23 protein-coding genes, 1 tRNA gene and 1 pseudogene are annotated in these 16,534 nt (G+C 55.0%); 21 read left to right on the top strand and 4 right to left on the bottom strand.

From position 1 onward, the window contains the following. Nucleotides 1-914 precede the first annotated feature (914 nt). The 5 genes from OEG79_RS10115 (at nt 915) to OEG79_RS10095 (ending at nt 4,965) form a co-directional block, all read left to right on the top strand. Complete coding sequence (locus OEG79_RS10115) at nt 915-1,697, top strand: CHAD domain-containing protein (protein ID WP_264148585.1); 783 nt, start codon at nt 915-917, stop codon at nt 1,695-1,697. A 98-nt stretch (nt 1,698-1,795) separates the two neighbouring features. Beyond that, nucleotides 1,796-2,032, top strand: coding sequence for a type II toxin-antitoxin system ParD family antitoxin (locus OEG79_RS10110; RefSeq protein ID WP_233685779.1), 237 nt, complete (start codon nt 1,796-1,798; stop codon nt 2,030-2,032). Continuing rightward, nucleotides 2,029-2,358, top strand: coding sequence for a type II toxin-antitoxin system RelE/ParE family toxin (locus OEG79_RS10105; RefSeq protein WP_264148584.1), 330 nt, complete (start codon nt 2,029-2,031; stop codon nt 2,356-2,358). Before OEG79_RS10110 ends, OEG79_RS10105 begins: the two co-directional genes overlap by 4 nt. 311 nt (nt 2,359-2,669) lie before the next feature. Further along, nucleotides 2,670-4,694, top strand: a complete 2,025-nt coding sequence (locus tag OEG79_RS10100) for a phosphotransferase (RefSeq protein ID WP_264148583.1) — start codon at nt 2,670-2,672, stop codon at nt 4,692-4,694. Next, complete coding sequence (locus OEG79_RS10095) at nt 4,675-4,965, top strand: hypothetical protein (protein ID WP_264148582.1); 291 nt, start codon at nt 4,675-4,677, stop codon at nt 4,963-4,965. Before OEG79_RS10100 ends, OEG79_RS10095 begins: the two co-directional genes overlap by 20 nt. An 84-nt stretch (nt 4,966-5,049) precedes the next feature. Here the strand turns inward: OEG79_RS10095 and OEG79_RS10090 are convergent, their stop codons facing one another. Then, on the bottom strand, nt 5,050-5,748 hold the full coding sequence (locus OEG79_RS10090) for a phospholipase D family protein (RefSeq protein WP_264148581.1): 699 nt from the start codon (nt 5,746-5,748) through the stop codon (nt 5,050-5,052). Nucleotides 5,749-6,212: 464 nt separating this feature from the next. Between OEG79_RS10090 and OEG79_RS10085 the strand changes: the two genes are divergently transcribed. The 14 genes and pseudogenes from OEG79_RS10085 (at nt 6,213) to OEG79_RS10025 (ending at nt 14,087) form a co-directional block, all read left to right on the top strand. Further along, entirely contained in the window at nt 6,213-6,428 is a 216-nt protein-coding gene (locus OEG79_RS10085) for a DNA-binding protein (RefSeq protein WP_264148580.1), read from the top strand. After that, a complete protein-coding gene (locus OEG79_RS10080; protein WP_264148579.1) occupies nt 6,425-6,616 on the top strand; it encodes a hypothetical protein in 192 nt (63 codons plus the stop codon). Before OEG79_RS10085 ends, OEG79_RS10080 begins: the two co-directional genes overlap by 4 nt. Further along, nucleotides 6,613-6,687, top strand: a pseudogene (locus tag OEG79_RS21200) (Arc family DNA-binding protein); the annotation flags it as partial. The gene OEG79_RS10080 and the pseudogene OEG79_RS21200, both read left to right, overlap by 4 nt. An 82-nt stretch (nt 6,688-6,769) precedes the next feature. After that, nucleotides 6,770-7,051 carry a lysogeny maintenance protein PflM gene (gene pflM, locus OEG79_RS10075; RefSeq protein ID WP_318840882.1) on the top strand — a complete coding sequence of 94 codons (282 nt, stop codon included), beginning with the start codon at nt 6,770-6,772 and terminating at the stop codon, nt 7,049-7,051. 10 nt (nt 7,052-7,061) lie between these two features. After that, entirely contained in the window at nt 7,062-7,373 is a 312-nt protein-coding gene (locus OEG79_RS10070; protein WP_264148578.1) for a hypothetical protein, read from the top strand. A gap of 253 nt (nt 7,374-7,626) precedes the next feature. Beyond that, on the top strand, nt 7,627-7,995 hold the full coding sequence (locus OEG79_RS10065; RefSeq protein WP_264148577.1) for a hypothetical protein: 369 nt from the start codon (nt 7,627-7,629) through the stop codon (nt 7,993-7,995). Nucleotides 7,996-8,010: 15 nt separating this feature from the next. Beyond that, nucleotides 8,011-8,190 carry a hypothetical protein gene (locus OEG79_RS10060; protein WP_241351298.1) on the top strand — a complete coding sequence of 60 codons (180 nt, stop codon included), beginning with the start codon at nt 8,011-8,013 and terminating at the stop codon, nt 8,188-8,190. A gap of 9 nt (nt 8,191-8,199) precedes the next feature. Continuing rightward, on the top strand, nt 8,200-8,403 hold the full coding sequence (locus OEG79_RS10055) for a hypothetical protein (RefSeq protein WP_012018527.1): 204 nt from the start codon (nt 8,200-8,202) through the stop codon (nt 8,401-8,403). An 11-nt stretch (nt 8,404-8,414) separates the two neighbouring features. Beyond that, nucleotides 8,415-8,621, top strand: coding sequence for a major capsid protein (locus tag OEG79_RS10050; RefSeq protein WP_264148576.1), 207 nt, complete (start codon nt 8,415-8,417; stop codon nt 8,619-8,621). Nucleotides 8,622-8,756: 135 nt separating this feature from the next. Further along, the gene (locus tag OEG79_RS10045) at nt 8,757-10,139 is read left to right on the top strand and encodes a virulence factor TspB C-terminal domain-related protein (protein WP_264148575.1); all 1,383 of its coding nucleotides are present in this window, start codon (nt 8,757-8,759) and stop codon (nt 10,137-10,139) included. A gap of 1 nt (nt 10,140) precedes the next feature. Continuing rightward, the gene (locus tag OEG79_RS10040) at nt 10,141-10,458 is read left to right on the top strand and encodes a DUF2523 domain-containing protein (RefSeq protein WP_264148574.1); all 318 of its coding nucleotides are present in this window, start codon (nt 10,141-10,143) and stop codon (nt 10,456-10,458) included. Beyond that, the gene (locus OEG79_RS10035; RefSeq protein ID WP_264148573.1) at nt 10,458-11,648 is read left to right on the top strand and encodes a zonular occludens toxin domain-containing protein; all 1,191 of its coding nucleotides are present in this window, start codon (nt 10,458-10,460) and stop codon (nt 11,646-11,648) included. The genes OEG79_RS10040 and OEG79_RS10035 overlap by 1 nt, the downstream gene beginning before the upstream one ends. A gap of 154 nt (nt 11,649-11,802) precedes the next feature. Further along, the gene (locus tag OEG79_RS10030) at nt 11,803-13,080 is read left to right on the top strand and encodes a hypothetical protein (protein WP_264148572.1); all 1,278 of its coding nucleotides are present in this window, start codon (nt 11,803-11,805) and stop codon (nt 13,078-13,080) included. Next, a complete protein-coding gene (locus tag OEG79_RS10025) occupies nt 13,080-14,087 on the top strand; it encodes a tyrosine-type recombinase/integrase (protein ID WP_264148571.1) in 1,008 nt (335 codons plus the stop codon). Before OEG79_RS10030 ends, OEG79_RS10025 begins: the two co-directional genes overlap by 1 nt. 55 nt (nt 14,088-14,142) lie before the next feature. Here the strand turns inward: OEG79_RS10025 and OEG79_RS10020 are convergent. Together OEG79_RS10020 and OEG79_RS10015 are read right to left on the bottom strand one after the other, a co-directional pair. Next, nucleotides 14,143-14,232: transfer RNA gene (locus OEG79_RS10020), tRNA-Ser, on the bottom strand. Between the two features lie 93 nt (nt 14,233-14,325). After that, complete coding sequence (locus OEG79_RS10015; protein ID WP_264148570.1) at nt 14,326-14,544, bottom strand: hypothetical protein; 219 nt, start codon at nt 14,542-14,544, stop codon at nt 14,326-14,328. A gap of 185 nt (nt 14,545-14,729) precedes the next feature. Between OEG79_RS10015 and OEG79_RS10010 the strand changes: the two genes are divergently transcribed. Beyond that, nucleotides 14,730-15,419 carry a crotonase/enoyl-CoA hydratase family protein gene (locus OEG79_RS10010; protein ID WP_264148569.1) on the top strand — a complete coding sequence of 230 codons (690 nt, stop codon included), beginning with the start codon at nt 14,730-14,732 and terminating at the stop codon, nt 15,417-15,419. 106 nt (nt 15,420-15,525) lie between these two features. On the opposite strand, the gene OEG79_RS10005 is transcribed toward OEG79_RS10010, so the two are convergent. Then, nucleotides 15,526-15,918, bottom strand: coding sequence for a hypothetical protein (locus OEG79_RS10005; RefSeq protein ID WP_264148568.1), 393 nt, complete (start codon nt 15,916-15,918; stop codon nt 15,526-15,528). A 150-nt stretch (nt 15,919-16,068) separates the two neighbouring features. On the opposite strand from OEG79_RS10005, the gene OEG79_RS10000 reads away from it, so the two are divergent. Continuing rightward, nucleotides 16,069-16,383: a transcriptional regulator gene (locus OEG79_RS10000; RefSeq protein ID WP_264148567.1), complete on the top strand. Its 315-nt coding sequence runs from the start codon at nt 16,069-16,071 to the stop codon at nt 16,381-16,383. Nucleotides 16,384-16,534 lie beyond the last annotated feature (151 nt).

The following is a 16,534-nucleotide window of genomic DNA, read 5'->3' as shown; positions in this document are numbered from 1 at the left end:
CGAACCCGTTTCGGTATCGTGTCATTCCGTGCCAAACCCGCTCAATACGGGCTTTGCGCTACCCTCACCATCTCGATTCGTCGCTATCAGGCTCTATGATTTCGACACTTTTTCGACACATGAGCCGTGTGGTCAGCTTACGCAGCTGAGCTTTTCTACCTGCGCAAATGCCTCTGACTCGATCACAGGCAGCGAATGAGGCGACTCCACTCGTTCTTTCAGCTTGCTAGAAAACTCCATGGCGGACCTCTGATCCCTGAAACACAAGGTCAACGAACCTGCACTAACGACCCACTGCTCAGACTCTCTGCCATCAGATTTCTCAATCGAAATATCCATGCTGCCTCCATAACACAATGGTCTAGGTTGCAAAAATCTGGCAAAAAAAAGACCAACCATACGGTTGGCCTTGCCTAAGAAGTATGAGCTGCACCAACTTGCATGGAGTGCACTCACACTCTCGCTCTACCGCATTGCAGATTCATGACAATAGCCAGTTTTTTTCCAGTGTCCATCCGTCCGCTCGCTGATTCGTTGCAATATTTTAGAAACATTCGCTCAGTACCTTGCAGGCCGTCTAAACCGAGGGTTTCACCTTGATTCGCAATGTACGCAAGACGCTGGATTCCATCGCAACCAACAACGAAGACGCCGCTTTCACCCTGATGCGAGCTGCAGAGAACACCCGAGACGAGGTGCTACGCCAGCACATGCTTCGACTGATTCACCGCTTGAACCAAGACGCCGTAGACCTCCGCATTCTTCGCGACGAGGTATTCGACCCATCCGCCAAGCGCGCCCTATCAGTCAACATTTAGTGACCCTTTGCCCATCCCTCCCCCTCTCGCTGAAACACCTGCATTCTGTGATGATATTGAACCGCCCCTGGCGATGACTCTTACAGGATGTGGTCCATGCCGCTTGTCGATCAGATGCTTTCTCAAGTGCTCGTTCTGCAGGTCAACCTTTACGCCTGCAAGGCTCGTCTAGAGGCTGATAGCGACCCCGAAGCACTACATGACCTGCGCATTGCTGTGCGCCGTGTTCGCAGTCTTCTCCATCCTCTAAGGCGGCATCCGGCTGTTGTACCGCTTCGCCATGCAGCATCAGAGGTTGGCCAGATCACCACACCCGTCCGCGACCTTGAAGTTCTTGCTGCTGAGCTTGGCCGGCGTGGTCTTGCTGCTGGTTGCAGTGCTCGTTTGGGTCGGCTTCGTTCGCATTACAGAGACATACTCGCCTCCCCTGAGCTTGAGCGACTCTTTACGCGCCTTGATCTATGGCCTGACGAGTTTCGTGCGGCTCAGCGAGAAGGCGACTTCGACAACCTCGCCATCAGGATCGTCAACCAGATTACCAAGCAGTCTCGACAGCTAATGTCTGCGCTTGGCAACACCAACCACGATCCGCACGAACTAAGGTTGCTCGCCAAACGTCTTCGCTATTGCGCTGAAGCCTTCCCACGCCTGTCACCGCTGCCGTCTGCCACTTTTCAAGCACTCAAGCAGATGCAGTCAGTGCTTGGCGATTGGCATGACCGCTATCAGTGGTGCCTGCGGGCTAATCAAGAACAAGACCTGCAAGGCCTGGTCCCTGTCTGGGAACAAGAGTCCGTCCAATTGCTGGCTGAGTCCGAACTGATTGCAGCTCGGCTATCGTCACTGCTCCGCCCAGAGAAGAAAGACTCCGCCCCCTGAGATAGTCTCGCCTTCGGTTGCGTGCCTCTGCTCACACCATTCCATCGTGTAAGCCAACGGGTGTAGACTTTGGCAAAATTTGGCAAGAGGCACGCCCAATGAGCACCATGAATATCTCCCTGCCGGACACCCTCAAGAGCTTCGTCGATGAACAGGTGAACCAGCGCGGTTACGGCACCAGCAGCGAATACGTCCGCGAATTGATTCGCAAGGATCAAGACCGCCAACACCTGCGTGGCCTGCTGCTTGCCGGTGCTGCATCCGCTCCCGCCGCCCCTGCCGATGCTGACTACTTCGAATCGCTCCGTGCCCGCGTGCGGAACGCCCAAGGATGAAGCAAAAGCTCGTCATCCCGCGTGAGTTAGCTAACCGAGACATAGACAACGCCATTGCCTACTACCTTGAAGAACAGGCTGAGAAAGCCGCGCTAGGTTTCGTTGATGCCCTGGAGCGTGCCTACAAGCAGATCAGCCGCCACCCTGCCTCCGGCTCTGCACGCTACGCCCATGAACTGGATCTGCCCGGCCTGCGCTCCTGGCCACTCCAGCGCTATCCCTACCTTGTGTTCTACGTTGAACAAGACACCCACATTGATGTTTGGCGGGTTCTGCACGAAATGAAAGATCTACCTACGTGGCTCAGCACCACTCAAGAAAGCTAGTTCAAGCCGCGCTCCAGTACCTTACAAACCATCTCGGGACGGGCTTCCTACTCCCATCGCCTACTCGCCTCATTTAATTTCGACATTTTTTGGTAGCACAGCTAGACATTTAGCCTTCTACCCCCTTAGCTTTGCTTTCTAGGTGGTAATGTTTGTGAAAGAAAGCGACGACTCAGTAGCGCCATTCAGAAGCGAGAAGCATAAGTCACCTCCAAGCTAGTCAAGTAAGTCTCCGTTCCTTTCAGGCTGCACGCCGCGGTTATGGAGCATACTGCGACAGTATTTTCTTCTGATTATTTATGGAGTGAAAATTGAAGAAAATCGACCTCCACATGCACACCATACCTACATTCAGTGATTCGCACTTTAATTTCTCACTGGACAAACTTAGAGAATATGTTGTTTCAGCCGAGCTTGACGCTATTGCAATAACCAATCACGACATGTTCGACCTCGGTCAATTCAATGAAATATCAGAAACACTAGATTGCATAGTTTTCCCAGGAATCGAAATAAATCTCGAAAGCGGCCACATACTCATAATATCTGAAAATGAAAACCTAGAAGAATTCCAACTTAAGTCAAACCTTGTATCAAGCAAGATAACAAAAGTTGGAGACTTTATAAGCACTAGCGATCTCATTCAGATATTCGGCGACCTAAATAAATATTTGGTAATCCCTCACTACGACAAGAGACCTTCCCTTCACACAGAAACAATAAAGAAACTCAGGGAGTTCATCTCTACAGGCGAGGTTGACAGCCCTAAAAAATTTGTTCGCTTAGCCAAAGACAACACCGAACTTACACCCGTAATATTTAGCGACCTCCGCATATCTGACAGCCTTAAGAAATTCCCAACGAGGCAGACCTACGTCGATTGCGGCGACCTCTCTTTAAAGTCCCTAAAGTTCAGCCTTCTCGACAGAACAAAAGTAGCCTTATCAGAATCAGATGGGAATTCCCTTTTCCAGATATTTGAGGACGGCCAAAAACTATCCACTGGACTGAACATTATTCTAGGCTCTCGTTCCTCTGGAAAAACTGTAACGTTATCCCAAATTAATGATGACTACGAAAATGTAAAATATATCCGCCAATTCTCTCTTGTGCAAAGAGATGACACAGAATATGAGAAGGAATTCAATGCTGATATCGCTCGCCAAAAAAGCATATTTGCTGACAACCATCTAGCACCATTCAAATCGGTTATTGATGACGTCATAAACATTGACATAGAAGTCAATCAACGCAAAGTTACAGACTATTTAGAAAGCCTTTTAAAATCAGCTGAGGAAGTACAGAAATTTGACGCTTTCTCTAAGGTAGCGCTATTCAACGAGACGCTATATGAAGTTGGTGAAGATCTAGCTCTTAGTGACCTTATAAAGTCCACTATCCAACTAATTGAAAACATTGAATATAGAAACATTATAGACAAGCATATCAACATTAGCTCACTAAAGGCACTGGCTTGTGAGTTAATAGAGCTTCTTTGGACTAAAGCTTACGAAAGAAAGAAAAGAAACCTCACCAATGACACTATCAAAGATATTAGGAACAAACTTCAGCTAAGAACCTCTGCCACCCAAATTAAAGACGTTGACCTTTATCAGGTCATGTATGATCGCAAAAAGATCAAAAGATTTACTGAAATCACCGAATTCATACAGCGGGAGAAAATAATATTCGAAGAGAGCTTTCAAGGATTCAAGGTTGTAGGGAAACAGCGAGCATTTGCCAGGCCCGGAGAAGTCAAAACTGCAAGCGGCCGCAACATTGCATTTAGCAATGCATTTGAATCATACAGCCAGCCGTATAAGTACCTTGCCGCGCTGAAAGACAACGAACAACTCGCTCCTTCTGAGCTCTACAAGTATTTCACCTGTATCGAGTATGAAATATTAAACAAGGATGGATTCAAAGTCTCCGGAGGAGAAAGGTCAGAGTTCAGATTATTGCAAGAAATAAAAAATGCTCAAAATTACGACTATCTATTGATAGACGAGCCTGAATCCTCTTTTGACAACCTTTTCTTAAAGAGTGAAGTTAATCAAATGTTAAAAGAGATATCTAAAACCATGCCTGTCATCATTGTTACGCACAATAGTGTAGTTGGAGCTTCCATCAAGGCAGATTACATTATCTTTACTTCCAAAGAAGCCAGCAAAGATGGAATCATTTACAGAAGATATTCGGGCCACCCATCTGACAAAGAGCTAATATCTACTGATGGCAAAAGAATCAATAACTTTCAAGCAACCATGGACTCACTAGAAGCGGGTGAAGCCGCTTATGTGGACAGAAGGAATGGGTATGAAAATATTAAAAATTGAGAACAGCCAAGGCTACTTTGCAACTGCCGACGGTGGATATGAAAGCATCGATAAAATTGACAAGACTGTCCTGTTGAGATTAGTTAACTCAGCCTTGGAGGACGGATTCGAGATAGATGAATACAACGATGTAGAACTAAAAAATCAAGCGCACCAGATTATATATAAGAGCATTAGTGAAAAACTCTTGGATCTCCACCAAAAGCGTAGTCAGTTTCGCGATGAGTCAGACCGCCTGTATCTAGACGCTTACGAGAAGTACAAAGCCTGATATGCTCATTGCTAACGACTATTTTGGAAGGTGCAGCCTATAGCCGCACCTTTGCCTTAATTTCCCGCATGAGAAATGACAAAATTACAATTTCATATCTTCAGGCCACAAAAAATAAGCGCCAAACTTCGGGCTTACTTTGAGCTCACCACCAATATCCACACCTTTCTTTGTTAGTTGATGCTTGCCGCCATTCAACTCTAGATATTCCAACTCGACCATTTTCTCTAGGAACTCTGCTGCCTTTAGCTTGTATCGCTGCCCTAGTTTCGAAGAGGTTAGCTTGGTCGTCTTCTCGTCATCTGAGCCATCCTCATCCTTCTCGGAGTCATTGCTGACTCGCTCAAGACTGATCCTAACCTCTTCGCTGATCCTGATTATTCTCTGCGCTTCTTCATAGGCATCTTTATACAGCTCAATATCTGAGCCGCGCTCAATCAGTACGCCCATTTCGTTATTGTTAACCTGGCTAAACTCATACAAATTCAGGCTACCAATAATGCACAGCTCTTCATTCAAATAGCACTTTGCATGTAGATTTTTGCAGAAGCTAGTTCGTACATATGCCAGCTCATTCAGCCATCGTATCTCTTCCGGCTGAAGCTCGCTCTTACCGTACACAATGCGCACATCGATTTTTAATCGATCTTTATCTATAAGAAGTTCTTTTATTCGATCATTTAGCTTGAGAAATGGGCTTATGAGAACCAGCCTTTCCTTGGCATTCTTGATCAGCTCTTCCAGAAAATAGTTTGTTGCGCTTGTATTGAGAAATCTTGCCATTGCTTATATCCCTATCTACTTGCCACGCCTAAACCAGCGCTTGGCCACTTCTTCTGTAATCGCTATCCCGCGCTTTGATCGTGCAAGTTTGAATCGGCGTCTTCATATCCAGGTGAAACCTGGCCTCTAGAAGGATCTACCTCACCTTTCCAGAGCCATAGCTCGTATTGAGGGAAGGCTTTGAGTAGCTCTTCTAGATCCTCGATTCGGGTCTTCACCTTCATCTCGGTGGCCACCGTCTGCCATCTACGACGATTTTTGATCGTAGTTACCTGAGCCAGCCTCGATGCGCCGATGTGGCGGACAAGAGTTCTAAGCCTCTCCTCGATCATTCCAAAATGCTCTAAAAAGCAATGACAAATTATTTGATAGACAAATATTTTGTCATTAGGATTGCTGACGACGACAAATAATTTGTCGTTAGGACATTTTGTCCTAATGACACGAATAGTGACGGAACGAGCATGGAACTGGAAGAGCTGGAACCTTCGAAGCTGATAGGCCCGCAACAGGACGTGGAAACCGTCGAGTCCTGGGCCGACCGAAACGGCCTTAGCTACGGCACCGCACGTGCCTGGGCAATGAAAGGCGTTCTCCCCACCGTAAAGCTAGGCAAGCGTCGCATGGTCAATAGCGCCCTGCTCCGCTCCTGGCTGCTGGAACAGGAGTGGACGGCATGACGACTCACAAAGCTGGTTGGGGCTTCCCTGCGCTGGCACGCAAAGCCCACTACTTTGTTGATGCGCGATCCATCTGTGGTCATTGGCTCTATACGGGCCATCTCTACGACCTTAAAGACGATGGCCCGGACAACTGCGCGGCCTGCAAGCGCCTTCGCCTCAATGCAAAGCCGGAGGTGAGTAAATGAGCCGCACTGACCCGCAATTCAAGCTGCGTATGCCGCCAGCCCTTCGCGCCCAGGTAGAGCAAGCCGCCAAACAGGCTAACCGCTCCCTGAACGCCGAAATTGTCACCCGCCTGCAAGCCAGTTTCGCCCAGGTAAAGCCAGAGGTGTCGGCCAATGAAAAGCCTGAGCCAGTACGTTCGCCAGCCGCACGCCGACAACTGCGACTGCTCTGTGTGCTGGTCCCGACGCGCGATGGTTCAACCCGAAGCCTGCCCGTCCACACCATGCAGCCATTGCCGCCCCGTGCACGTCTTAAGGGACTTATTGACCGGACGTTGGCAAGTGAAGCCGGCTTTCATCTGCGCGAAACACAAGCCACCGCGCCGACCGCCAGCGTTCTGGAGCGTTGCCTATCAAACCGCCACCTCCGTACCAACGGACGAGTTTCCGTTCTAGGGGTGATCGCATGACCGTCTCTTTCCACCTCGGCCGCTATCTGGTCGCCCTGCTCTGGCATTCCGCGCCTTGGGGCTTTATCGGTTTTGCTGTCGGCTGCGTGTTCGGTACGTGGCAAGCAGTTTCGTTGCTGGAGACCGTAGATGACTACTTCTATCAGGCAATGGCCAAGGTCGTTCACCAGTGCGCCCCCAGCGATCTGTCCAACGCCGCCGATGCTGAACAGGTCAAGGGCCGCGCTCCCGGCTCGTCGGATCACGCTTCACCGATCCGGCGAACGGAAGCACGGGCGGAGCGCACCCTTGAACGCCCACCACCTTAAATAGCCTCCGCTCGTGAGTGTGGGGCAGCTTCACCGCCCCGCGCTCCCGAGCCCTCGGCGGCAAGAGTGGGATGACAAGGGCAAAGCCCTTGGTGTTGAACCAAACCCGCTGTACCAGCGGCGCTAACTGAAAACCTCGGCAAGTCGAGAACCCCACCTGGGCAAAAACCGCGAAGTTTGCCCGTGTGGACCCGCTCGGCCTGCTGAAAGGCAAACCCGCGCAATAAGGCGCAACCAAGCGAGGAAACACAACATGGCACGCACCACTATGGAACTGGCATTCATCAGCGCTGAGCGCGTGAAGTTCGACAACGTGGATCTGGTGAAGCTGTACCTGGGCGACGAACCGGACGGCGAAAAGGACGTGGGTATTTCGCTGCTCTCGATGCAAGTCTCCGAAGACGTCCGCGAAGAAGTGTGGAACGCCTGCAAAGGCCTCGACGTGCTGGAAACCGCCCGCGTAACCGTCGAGATCGAACGCGGCTCCAAGAACGCCGGCAAGTTCATCGTCCTGCACGTCGAATCGGCCAAGCCCGCTCAGGCCGGCAAGCCTGCCGCCCCGCAAGGCTCCCAACAACAGCCCAAGCCGACCGGTGCTCAACCGGACGCGGCCAAGGCCTAACGGGAGGGCGCCGCCGTGCTGATCGTTGATCGCGTGCTGTGCGACTGCTGTGGGCAGCCCATGGGCCAGCTCTACAACCAGTCCGCCCCTCAGCCCGACCTGTTGCCCGATCTGAACAAGGCGCCCGCCCTCGTCATCTGCCCCGACTGCACCGACCTGGCTGAGGTTCTGCGCGACCCCAGCCAGGCGGAGTAAGGGGGCGCCATGAATTTCATTGTGTGCGACGGCGTATGGGAGAGCGCAGGCCAGACCCCGGTTTGTGTCGGCACCCTCTCCACCGTCGCGCTCAGTGAGATAAGCCCGACCGGGCTAACCGCTGAAGACCATGCGCAGATCCGCGAACACGCCCTGGTGCTGTTCGCCATCGTCTTCGGCGCTCTCGTGCTGAAAAAGGCACTCAACCTGTAGGAGACACACCCATGCAACACCTGAAAACCCTGCGCCGCTCGCTCGGTGCTTCCGCCGCTGTTGGCCTGCTGGCCGTACAGCAAGCCCATGCAGCCCTGCCGTCCGGCGTGACCACTGCCCTCACTGATGCGCAGACCGATGGCGTCGAGGTCGCGGGCATCGTCCTCGGCGTGATCATCGCCATCGCCGCCTTCAAGTTCATCCGCCGCGCGCTGTAAGGCCGGCTGCAACCAACCAGCCCGGTAACTCGTTATCGGGCTTTTTCACATAAGGGCTTTTCATGGACGCCAACATGCTGACCACCATCATCATCGTCATGGCGTTCTGGGCTTTGTTTTTTGGGCGGGTGTGAGATGCGCCAGGGTGGATTGCCACGGATTATCACTGCACTGTTTGTCCTGCTCGGCGTGCTGTTCGGTGGGGTGTCTTCAGCCCAGGCTGAAGTCTATTACTGGGTCGTCTCCTTCCCCGAGCCGGCAAACACCCGCTACCCAAGTGCGGTGTCCGCTTGTGCTGCGAACCATCAATATTACGCGGCCATCCATTCCGCCAGTTATGAAAAGCTCGAACACAAAACCATCAAGGTCAGTGACACGTCCTTTACGTGCGAGACACTCGGATTCAATCGCAACCCTTATAGTGGTCAACTTGAGCCGTATGGTCGGTGGAGCAACTCAGCTCAACGGCGAGGTGATGGCTGCGAGGGGCAAAACTACAACCCTCAAACGGGTGGGTGTGAAGCCCCCTCTCAATGCGAATCCAAGGCAGGCCAGGACACCACCTGGTCAATGCTGCGTCCCGACCTCAACGGCCTCGGTCCTATCGAACATGGTTGTGAGGCCGGTTGCCGTATCGAACTCGGCACCTCGCAATGTGCCCCGGTATCGGAAGGGGCTGAAACCGGCGTTTGCTGGGGGGTAGGCAAGTACACCGGCGCTGAATGCCAACCGGGCGATAACCCCACCGGCGGCACGCCTCCGACTGATCCGACAGATCCTACCGATCCAACTGACCCGCCCCCAGATTGCGGTGACGATCATGTGTGGTCGGGTACTACCTGCGTACCGAAGCCGCCCGAGGATTGCGACCCCAGCACTGGCGAAGTCTGTCCACCCGATGATGGTGACGGCGAAGACGGCGATGGTGAGAACGGCGACGGAGATGGCGAAGGTGACGGGAATGGAGACGGCGATGGCTCCGGGGATGACGAATGCGACCCCGCTACCGACCCGAATCAATGCAAGGGTGCGGGTGGTGGCGACTGCGATCCCAAGACCGATCCCAATCAATGCAAAGGTAATGATGACTGCGACCCCAAGACGGACCCGAACCAGTGCATCAAGCCCGGCGTTGAGGGTGAAGCCTGTGACACCGAGTTGAAGTGCACTGGCGACGTCATCCAGTGCGCCATCCTGCGCGCCAACAAGAACCAGATCTGCCAATGGCAATACGACGAACAGATCAAACGCGACATTGAGAGCGAGCTGGCCGGCGAGGACTACCAGCTTGAAGAGAAGCCCATCGCCGTCAGCGGCCTGTTTACCGAAGCCGTAAACAAAGGCCGCTGGCTGCCGCAGTCCTGCCCGTCTCCTCAGAGCTTTTCCGTCATGGGGCGCAGCTACTCGTTTAGCTGGGAACCCGCCTGCCGCTTCGCCCAAGCCATCGGCCCGCTGATTGTCGCCCTGGCTTCGATCTTCTTTGCAGTCTCCATCGGACGCGGAATCAAGGGGTCTTGATATGCCACTACTACCACTGCTTGCCACCTTCCTCGGCTCCATCGTCTCCGGGCTGGTCTTCCGGGCGTTGGCCTCCCTGGGCTTTGCCTATGTCGCCTATGTCGGTATCGGCCAGCTGATCGACACCGTAGACGGCTACGTCAAAGGCCTGTTCGGTGCCATCCCGCCACCGGTCGCGGCCATCCTCGGCATGGCCAAGGTCGATGTAGCGATCAACATCATCATTGCCGCCATCATCGCCCGCCTGATGCTGGCCGGTATGGATCGCGTCACCGGCACCATCACCAGCCTCGCCCTGCTGAACAAGGCAGGTGGCTGATGTTCGTCCTGCGCACGGGTCTGCAGGGCAACGGCAAGACCCTCAACACCATCAAGGAAGTAGACGCCAAAGCCGCGAAAGAAGGCCGCCCGGTCTACTACCACAACATCCGCGGCTTCGACCCGAACGCCGAAGTGCTGGAGGCGGTCTGGCAAGAGTTCGACGATCCGCAGAAATGGTACGAACTGCCGCAGAACGCGATGATCGTCATCGACGAAGCGCAGACCTTCTTCCGGGTGCGTCCTGCTGGATCTGCCGTGCCTGCCTACGCCAGCGCCCTGGAAACCATGCGCCATCGCGGCCATGAGCTGCACTGCATCACCCAGAACCCCGGCCTGATCGACACCCACTTCCGCAAGCTGTGCAACTCGCATATCCACTACGTGCGAGGCCACAAGGGCAAGGTCATCAAGCGCTGGGAGTTCGAGCGCGTGAACATGGACGTCGAGAAGAAGAACGACTTCAGCGACGGCCAGGCCACGCGCATCCTGCTCGATAAGAAGTACTTCGGCGTGTACCAGTCCGTGGCTGAAGGCTCTGAACATCACATGAAGTTCAAGCCGCCTCGGGCGCTGTTCGTCTTTATCGCCTGCATCATCGGCATCGCCTACTTTGGCTATGGCATCTATGAACGGCGCATAGCCCCGCCCAAGCCCCAGGCCGACCCCGTCGAACAGACGCGCGCCACGTCACCGACCGGCGAACCCGTGGCGCAACAGCCAGCCCCGAACAACAGCGCGCCCCTATCGCCTGAAGAGTACATAGCCATGCGGGTGCCGCGCCTGCCCGATGTACCCAGCTCGGCGCCGATCTACGACGAAATCACCCGGCCCGTCACCTATCCACGCCTGTCCTGCATGTACTCGACCGACCCTGAAATGGTGGCCAGGAACCACAAGCGACTCACCCTCGGCTACCGCGACGGGAAGGTCTACGGCTGTCGCTGCAACACCCAACAGGGCACCCGAGCGGTGGTGTCCTTCGAAGCCTGCATGGCCTACGTCGAAGAAGGCGCGTTCGATCCTGCAAAGCCTGATCACCTGCCCGATCCGAACGGCCAGATTGCTCAGACACAGCCAGAGCAACAGCCTCCCCCAAACCAGCCCTCGCGCCCTGCCCCTTCTGCCAGCGCTAACGCACCGGTAGGCGCTGCATGGCCGTCGCTGAGCGGCTATCAGGGTGCCCTGTGAGCAAGCAGCAACGGAACGCCATGCGCGGCGGCGTGGTTGCGTGCGAGGCACGAGCGCGCGTGTGCGCCGCCGCGCCGGCGCTGACGCCCCTGTAACACGTCAGATAAACCAAGGTTAAACGTTTCAATTCAGCACTATTTGGAGCATTTGAAAAATGGCAGTTAAAGACCTGATCCGGGTAAATCATGAGTTCCAAGTGACTCCGACCGGTCGCCTGTTCTTCGATAGCTCAACCGCTCGTATCACCGACCTGTCGAAAGTTCGAATCCTGGCCTGCAGTGTCGATACTGTCCGCCAGTTGTATCGCGGTCTGATCCGCCCGGAAATCATGTGTCTGTTCGACAAGCCGGGGAGCATCGTCGATTTCGCTGGCCAGCGCTGGCACTCCGGGCGTGTCAGCAAGGACTCTGGCTACCAGTACAAGCTCCAGAATGCTGACCTGGGCATCATCCTGCTGGTGAAGAACTTCAACGCAAAAATCGAGAACATCGGGCCACACCTGAAAATCGAGGTATCTCCGCATGCCATCGACCAGTTCTGCCCCGAGCGCCTGCAAGAGCGCATGGACTACTACGCCAGCCACGTCCTGACCAACGTCGAGCGCAACCAATGCGCGGTTCACCTCGCGCTAGACCTGCAAGGTTGGACGCCCCCTTCTGATCTGGTCGCCCGCATGCACTGTCGTGCGCGTGCTGCCCGTGATATTTCCGGCATCAAGGAAATCACCTGGGACACCAAAAGCAGCGTCTACGGACGTGGCGAAACCTACATGTTCGGCTCTGCCGGTGGTGTTCAATTGGCGATCTACAACAAAACCGAACAGGCCCGGGCCATCGACAAGCTCGACTATTGGGAAGGCGTCTGGAGGCGTCGCGACAGCTTCGATGAAGCCGACCCCGATAACTACAACCCGGAGCAAGACGTCTGGCGTGTCGAGCTGCGTTACCACCACTCGGTGATCCAGCAATTCGCCTCAGGCTCGTTCGATCTGCTGACCGGCCAGACCATCGAAACCAACAGCTATGCCGCCTTCGCACCGCACCTCGACGGCCTGTGGCGCTATGGCCTGCGCCAATTTAAGCTACTGGCTCGCCCCGGCTACTTCGAACCCATCTGGACGCTGATCCGTGAAGACGTGCGCGTGGATCTGCCGGTCGATTCCCTGGTGGATGAAACCGAGTACAAGCGCCAATACAAGACCTCGCGGGGCTTCTCCGGCAAAAACGTCGAGCTGTTCCTGGGAAACTTCGTCAGCCTGCTGGCACGGGAGCGAGTGGGCGCTAGGCGAGCATTTCACCGGCTCAAGGATTGGGAGTGCTGGCCGGTGATCCGCGACCACTATGCCGCCAAGGGCATGGATGAAGACGGGTTGTACAAGCACATCAAGGGCATCCTTGAAGAACGGCATGTGCGTTGGGGGCGTGCTGTCTGATGGCTGTCGAGCAACTGCCTGACGGTCGCTGGAAAGTCGATGTCGAACCCATCAAGGGCCGCCGTTTCCGCAAGACCTTCAAAACCAAGGGTGAGGCTCAGCGCTTCGAAGCCACCTGCCGGGCCAACTGCATAGACTCGCCAGCGTGGACGCCAAAACCGAAAGACCGTCGCCGCCTCTCCGAACTCTGCGCCCGGTATCACGAGCTGCACGGCCATGCCCTGGCTGACGGTGCTGCGATCCTCCGCACCTTGCAGAACCTCGCTAAAGACCTGGGCGATCCCATCGCGGTCAAGCTCACCGGCAACGCCTTCTGTGAAACGCGAAGCGCACTGCTCAAGGCTGGCATCCAGGGCAAGACGCTGAACAACCGTCTCGGCTACCTGAAAGCCATGTTCAACGAGCTGCACCGACTGGGCGATATCGACTATCCGAACCCGTTGGCCAAGGTTCGCCCGCTACGTTTGCAGGAACGTCCTATCTCGTTCCTTTCTACCTGCCAGATCCAGGAACTGCTCGAAGCACTGGATGCCCGCACGACAAGCCCTGCCCTCGGCCTGATCGCTCGCGTCTGTCTGAGTACGGGTGCCCGATGGGGAGAAGCCCAGGCGCTGACACCTGAACGAGTGCGAAACGGCATGGTGACCTTTGCCAACACCAAGTCGAAGCGAACCCGGTCGATTCCTATCGATAACGCACTGGAGAAGGCACTACACGTCTACTTCAAGCGGCACGGTCTGTTCACCAACTGCATGCTGACCTTTAGCCGTGTACTGGAAAAGACCTCGATCAAGCTCCCGGCCGGCCAGGCCACGCACGTACTGCGGCACACCTTCGCCAGTCACTTCGTCATGCGGGGCGGGAACATTCTGACGCTACAGAAGATCCTGGGGCATACGTCTCTGGCAATGACCATGCGCTATGCGCACCTGTCGCCGGACCATCTGCAGGATGCATTGACCTTGAATCCGCTTTTCGACACTTCTTCGACACCTGCCGGAAGCTGAAAAGCAAAAAGCCCCGAAAACTTCTCAGCTTTCAGGGCTTTAGGTACTGCGAAAGTGGCGGTGAAGAAGAGATTCGAACTCTTGATACGGTTTCCCGTATACACACTTTCCAGGCGTGCTCCTTCAACCACTCGGACACTTCACCGGATCTCGACGTTTTTGGCGTGTAGCCTGTCGAGGTGCGCTAATGTAGTCGAATGTTTTTCGAATGGCAAATTTTTTTAAAGGATTCATGCGCTTAAGAGCGCAACGTGGTTTCCTCGGGGTCGTCGGCAGGCGTTTCGTCGAAACGCAGGTGGCCAAATAGCAGGAAACCCAGGGACATGAACAGCTCCATGCCGAACAGCAGCAACACCCCAGCGGGGCTGCGCAGGTAGAGGGTGCCGCAGAGAGCGACCGACCCTAGCAGCAGGCCAGTTATGGCGACTGTATAAAGGATGGAGGACAGGATGTTCATGGACAGCTCCTTCAGATCGCTGCCCACCCTAATAGCCGGGCCTCCTCTCCCGACAATTGCCATGAGGCATCGCCACGATAGGCAAAAACACTGACCCACTGGTCAGTCACGGCGCTTTACCGGAGCGATTGGGCTGAGTACCTTCTGCCGACATTCAGCCTGCGGCTCAAACAAGGAAAACTGCCATGAGCGACCTGATCAGCTATCAACTCGAAGATGGCATCGCCACCCTCACCCTGAGCAATGGCAAGGTGAACGCGATCTCGCCTGACGTGATCGCCGCCTTCAATGCTGCGCTCGATCGCGCCGAGCAGGATCGCGCCGTCGTCATCATCACCGGGCAACCGGGCATTCTTTCCGGTGGCTACGACCTTAAGGTGATGACCTCAGGTCCGCAGAACGCGATCAACTTGGTAGCAGCTGGTTCGACTCTGGCGCGGCGTATGCTCGCCCACCCCTTTCCGATCATCGTGGCCTGCCCTGGCCATGCCGTAGCCAAGGGAGCCTTCATCCTGCTGTCCAGCGATTACCGTATCGGCGTCGAAGGCCCGTTCAGCATCGGCCTGAACGAAGTGCAGATCGGCATGACCATGCACCACGTCGGTATCGAACTGGCCCGTGATCGCCTGCACAAGTCGGCCTTCCATCGCTCGGTGATCAATGGCGAGATGTTCGACCCTGCAGGTGCCCTGGATGCCGGCTTTCTGGACAAGGTGGTACCGGCCGAGCAACTTCTGGCCACCGCCCAGGCTGCAGCGCAGCAGATGAAGAAGATCAACATGACCGCACACAAGAACACCAAACTGAAAGTGCGCAAGGCGCTGCTGGAAACGCTCGACGCGGCCATCGAAATGGACAAGCAGCACCTGCTGTAAGCACGCGCGATATAGCCCCCATAAAAAGCGCCGCTTCCGTCGAGGTCGCGGCGCTTTTTCTTTGCGCGTCGTCGAGCGTCCCTACGCTCGGCGCGCCTGACTCGCATCAGCCGGAATAATCCAGCGCAGTCCAGGCTCTGCTAAGCCCCTGGGCCAGCACGCAGCCCGGCTGGCTCAATTGTTCATTGAAGGCCACCGGCAGCAACGTGGTTTCACCCTCGGCAGCACCATGGCGCTCGGTTAGCCACTGCAGCTTGCCGCAATTGGGCGTCTCGATCACATAGCTGGCCGCAATGTTGGAGTGATGACTTGGCAGGTGGATCACGTCGAGCACTATCCCCACCTCTTCGACACGCTGACCATCTGACACCAGCACGGCCCAGGCCTGCTCGCCCTCGATCACCAGATAGGCGCCATTGGCCTGTGGTCGTTCGATCTGCGGTTGCGCGCAGCCGCCCAGCAGGGCCAATAGCACAATCGTCATCAGCATCTGTTGCATTGCCAATACCCTCTCGCAAGGCGCCCATCCACAGGATGAGCGGGTTGTTGTCTCCGAATGGAGCCACTATCACTCAGCACTGTTTATTTGTACAGTATTTTTCGATTACCCTATTCCGCAGTAAATGACCAAGCAATCAGGAGCAGCATCATGCTGGACGTACTGCAGCTGAAACACCGAGTGAACCGCATGCCGCTGGAGCGTGTTCGTGAGATGGTCGAGGAGTTGCTGCTCGAAGGCATCGTTACCGAGAACCGCACGCCCTTTAACCGTCAGCATTTCAACACCTGCTTCGCCGAGATCGAAGCGCTGCTGCAGCGTGCTGGTTATCACCGGCAGCTGGATGTGGTCGGCTATCAGGGATTGGCTTACGCGCTGTTCGATCCGGCTCGCTGGGAGGCCGTCGAAGTGCTGCGCTGGCTGCGCGATTATGTCGAAGAAGCCCAGGTGCAGCCGGCATCCTGAGCCGGCAACACGAACCAAAAACGCTCAACCAAGCGCTCCCATGCACGGCATTGGCTCAGCAGCAAACCAGTTTGATCGCGTTGCGCGAGGCCATAAATTCTCCAGGCGATCTCATCAAATAACCGCAAACTGTTGATTTAAAAACATAGGC

Source organism: Pseudomonas sp. Z8(2022) (genome assembly GCF_025837155.1).
Taxonomy (GTDB): domain Bacteria; phylum Pseudomonadota; class Gammaproteobacteria; order Pseudomonadales; family Pseudomonadaceae; genus Aquipseudomonas.
The sequence above is the reverse complement of the archived record's forward strand: the minus strand, read 5'-3'. Positions and strand labels throughout refer to the sequence as shown.

Excerpts from the sequence above, each read along its gene's own strand:
- OEG79_RS10080 (WP_264148579.1), top strand. The coding sequence starts at position 6,425 with ATGACGACTCACAAAGCTGGTTGGGGCTTCCCTGCGCTGGCACGCAAA.
- OEG79_RS10040 (WP_264148574.1), top strand. The coding sequence starts at position 10,141 with ATGCCACTACTACCACTGCTTGCCACCTTCCTCGGCTCCATCGTCTCC.
- OEG79_RS10115 (WP_264148585.1), top strand. The coding sequence starts at position 915 with ATGCCGCTTGTCGATCAGATGCTTTCTCAAGTGCTCGTTCTGCAGGTC.
- OEG79_RS10095 (WP_264148582.1), top strand. The coding sequence starts at position 4,675 with ATGAAAATATTAAAAATTGAGAACAGCCAAGGCTACTTTGCAACTGCC.
- OEG79_RS10015 (WP_264148570.1), bottom strand. The coding sequence starts at position 14,544 with ATGAACATCCTGTCCTCCATCCTTTATACAGTCGCCATAACTGGCCTG.
- OEG79_RS10000 (WP_264148567.1), top strand. The coding sequence starts at position 16,069 with ATGCTGGACGTACTGCAGCTGAAACACCGAGTGAACCGCATGCCGCTG.
- OEG79_RS10045 (WP_264148575.1), top strand. The coding sequence starts at position 8,757 with ATGCGCCAGGGTGGATTGCCACGGATTATCACTGCACTGTTTGTCCTG.
- OEG79_RS10030 (WP_264148572.1), top strand. The coding sequence starts at position 11,803 with ATGGCAGTTAAAGACCTGATCCGGGTAAATCATGAGTTCCAAGTGACT.
- OEG79_RS10105 (WP_264148584.1), top strand. The coding sequence starts at position 2,029 with ATGAAGCAAAAGCTCGTCATCCCGCGTGAGTTAGCTAACCGAGACATA.
- OEG79_RS10055 (WP_012018527.1), top strand. The coding sequence starts at position 8,200 with ATGAATTTCATTGTGTGCGACGGCGTATGGGAGAGCGCAGGCCAGACC.
- OEG79_RS10070 (WP_264148578.1), top strand. The coding sequence starts at position 7,062 with ATGACCGTCTCTTTCCACCTCGGCCGCTATCTGGTCGCCCTGCTCTGG.
- pflM (WP_318840882.1), top strand. The coding sequence starts at position 6,770 with ATGAAAAGCCTGAGCCAGTACGTTCGCCAGCCGCACGCCGACAACTGC.
- OEG79_RS10010 (WP_264148569.1), top strand. The coding sequence starts at position 14,730 with ATGAGCGACCTGATCAGCTATCAACTCGAAGATGGCATCGCCACCCTC.
- OEG79_RS10090 (WP_264148581.1), bottom strand. The coding sequence starts at position 5,748 with ATGGCAAGATTTCTCAATACAAGCGCAACAAACTATTTTCTGGAAGAG.
- OEG79_RS10065 (WP_264148577.1), top strand. The coding sequence starts at position 7,627 with ATGGCACGCACCACTATGGAACTGGCATTCATCAGCGCTGAGCGCGTG.
- OEG79_RS10005 (WP_264148568.1), bottom strand. The coding sequence starts at position 15,918 with ATGCAACAGATGCTGATGACGATTGTGCTATTGGCCCTGCTGGGCGGC.
- OEG79_RS10035 (WP_264148573.1), top strand. The coding sequence starts at position 10,458 with ATGTTCGTCCTGCGCACGGGTCTGCAGGGCAACGGCAAGACCCTCAAC.
- OEG79_RS10050 (WP_264148576.1), top strand. The coding sequence starts at position 8,415 with ATGCAACACCTGAAAACCCTGCGCCGCTCGCTCGGTGCTTCCGCCGCT.
- OEG79_RS10085 (WP_264148580.1), top strand. The coding sequence starts at position 6,213 with ATGGAACTGGAAGAGCTGGAACCTTCGAAGCTGATAGGCCCGCAACAG.
- OEG79_RS10110 (WP_233685779.1), top strand. The coding sequence starts at position 1,796 with ATGAGCACCATGAATATCTCCCTGCCGGACACCCTCAAGAGCTTCGTC.
- OEG79_RS10025 (WP_264148571.1), top strand. The coding sequence starts at position 13,080 with ATGGCTGTCGAGCAACTGCCTGACGGTCGCTGGAAAGTCGATGTCGAA.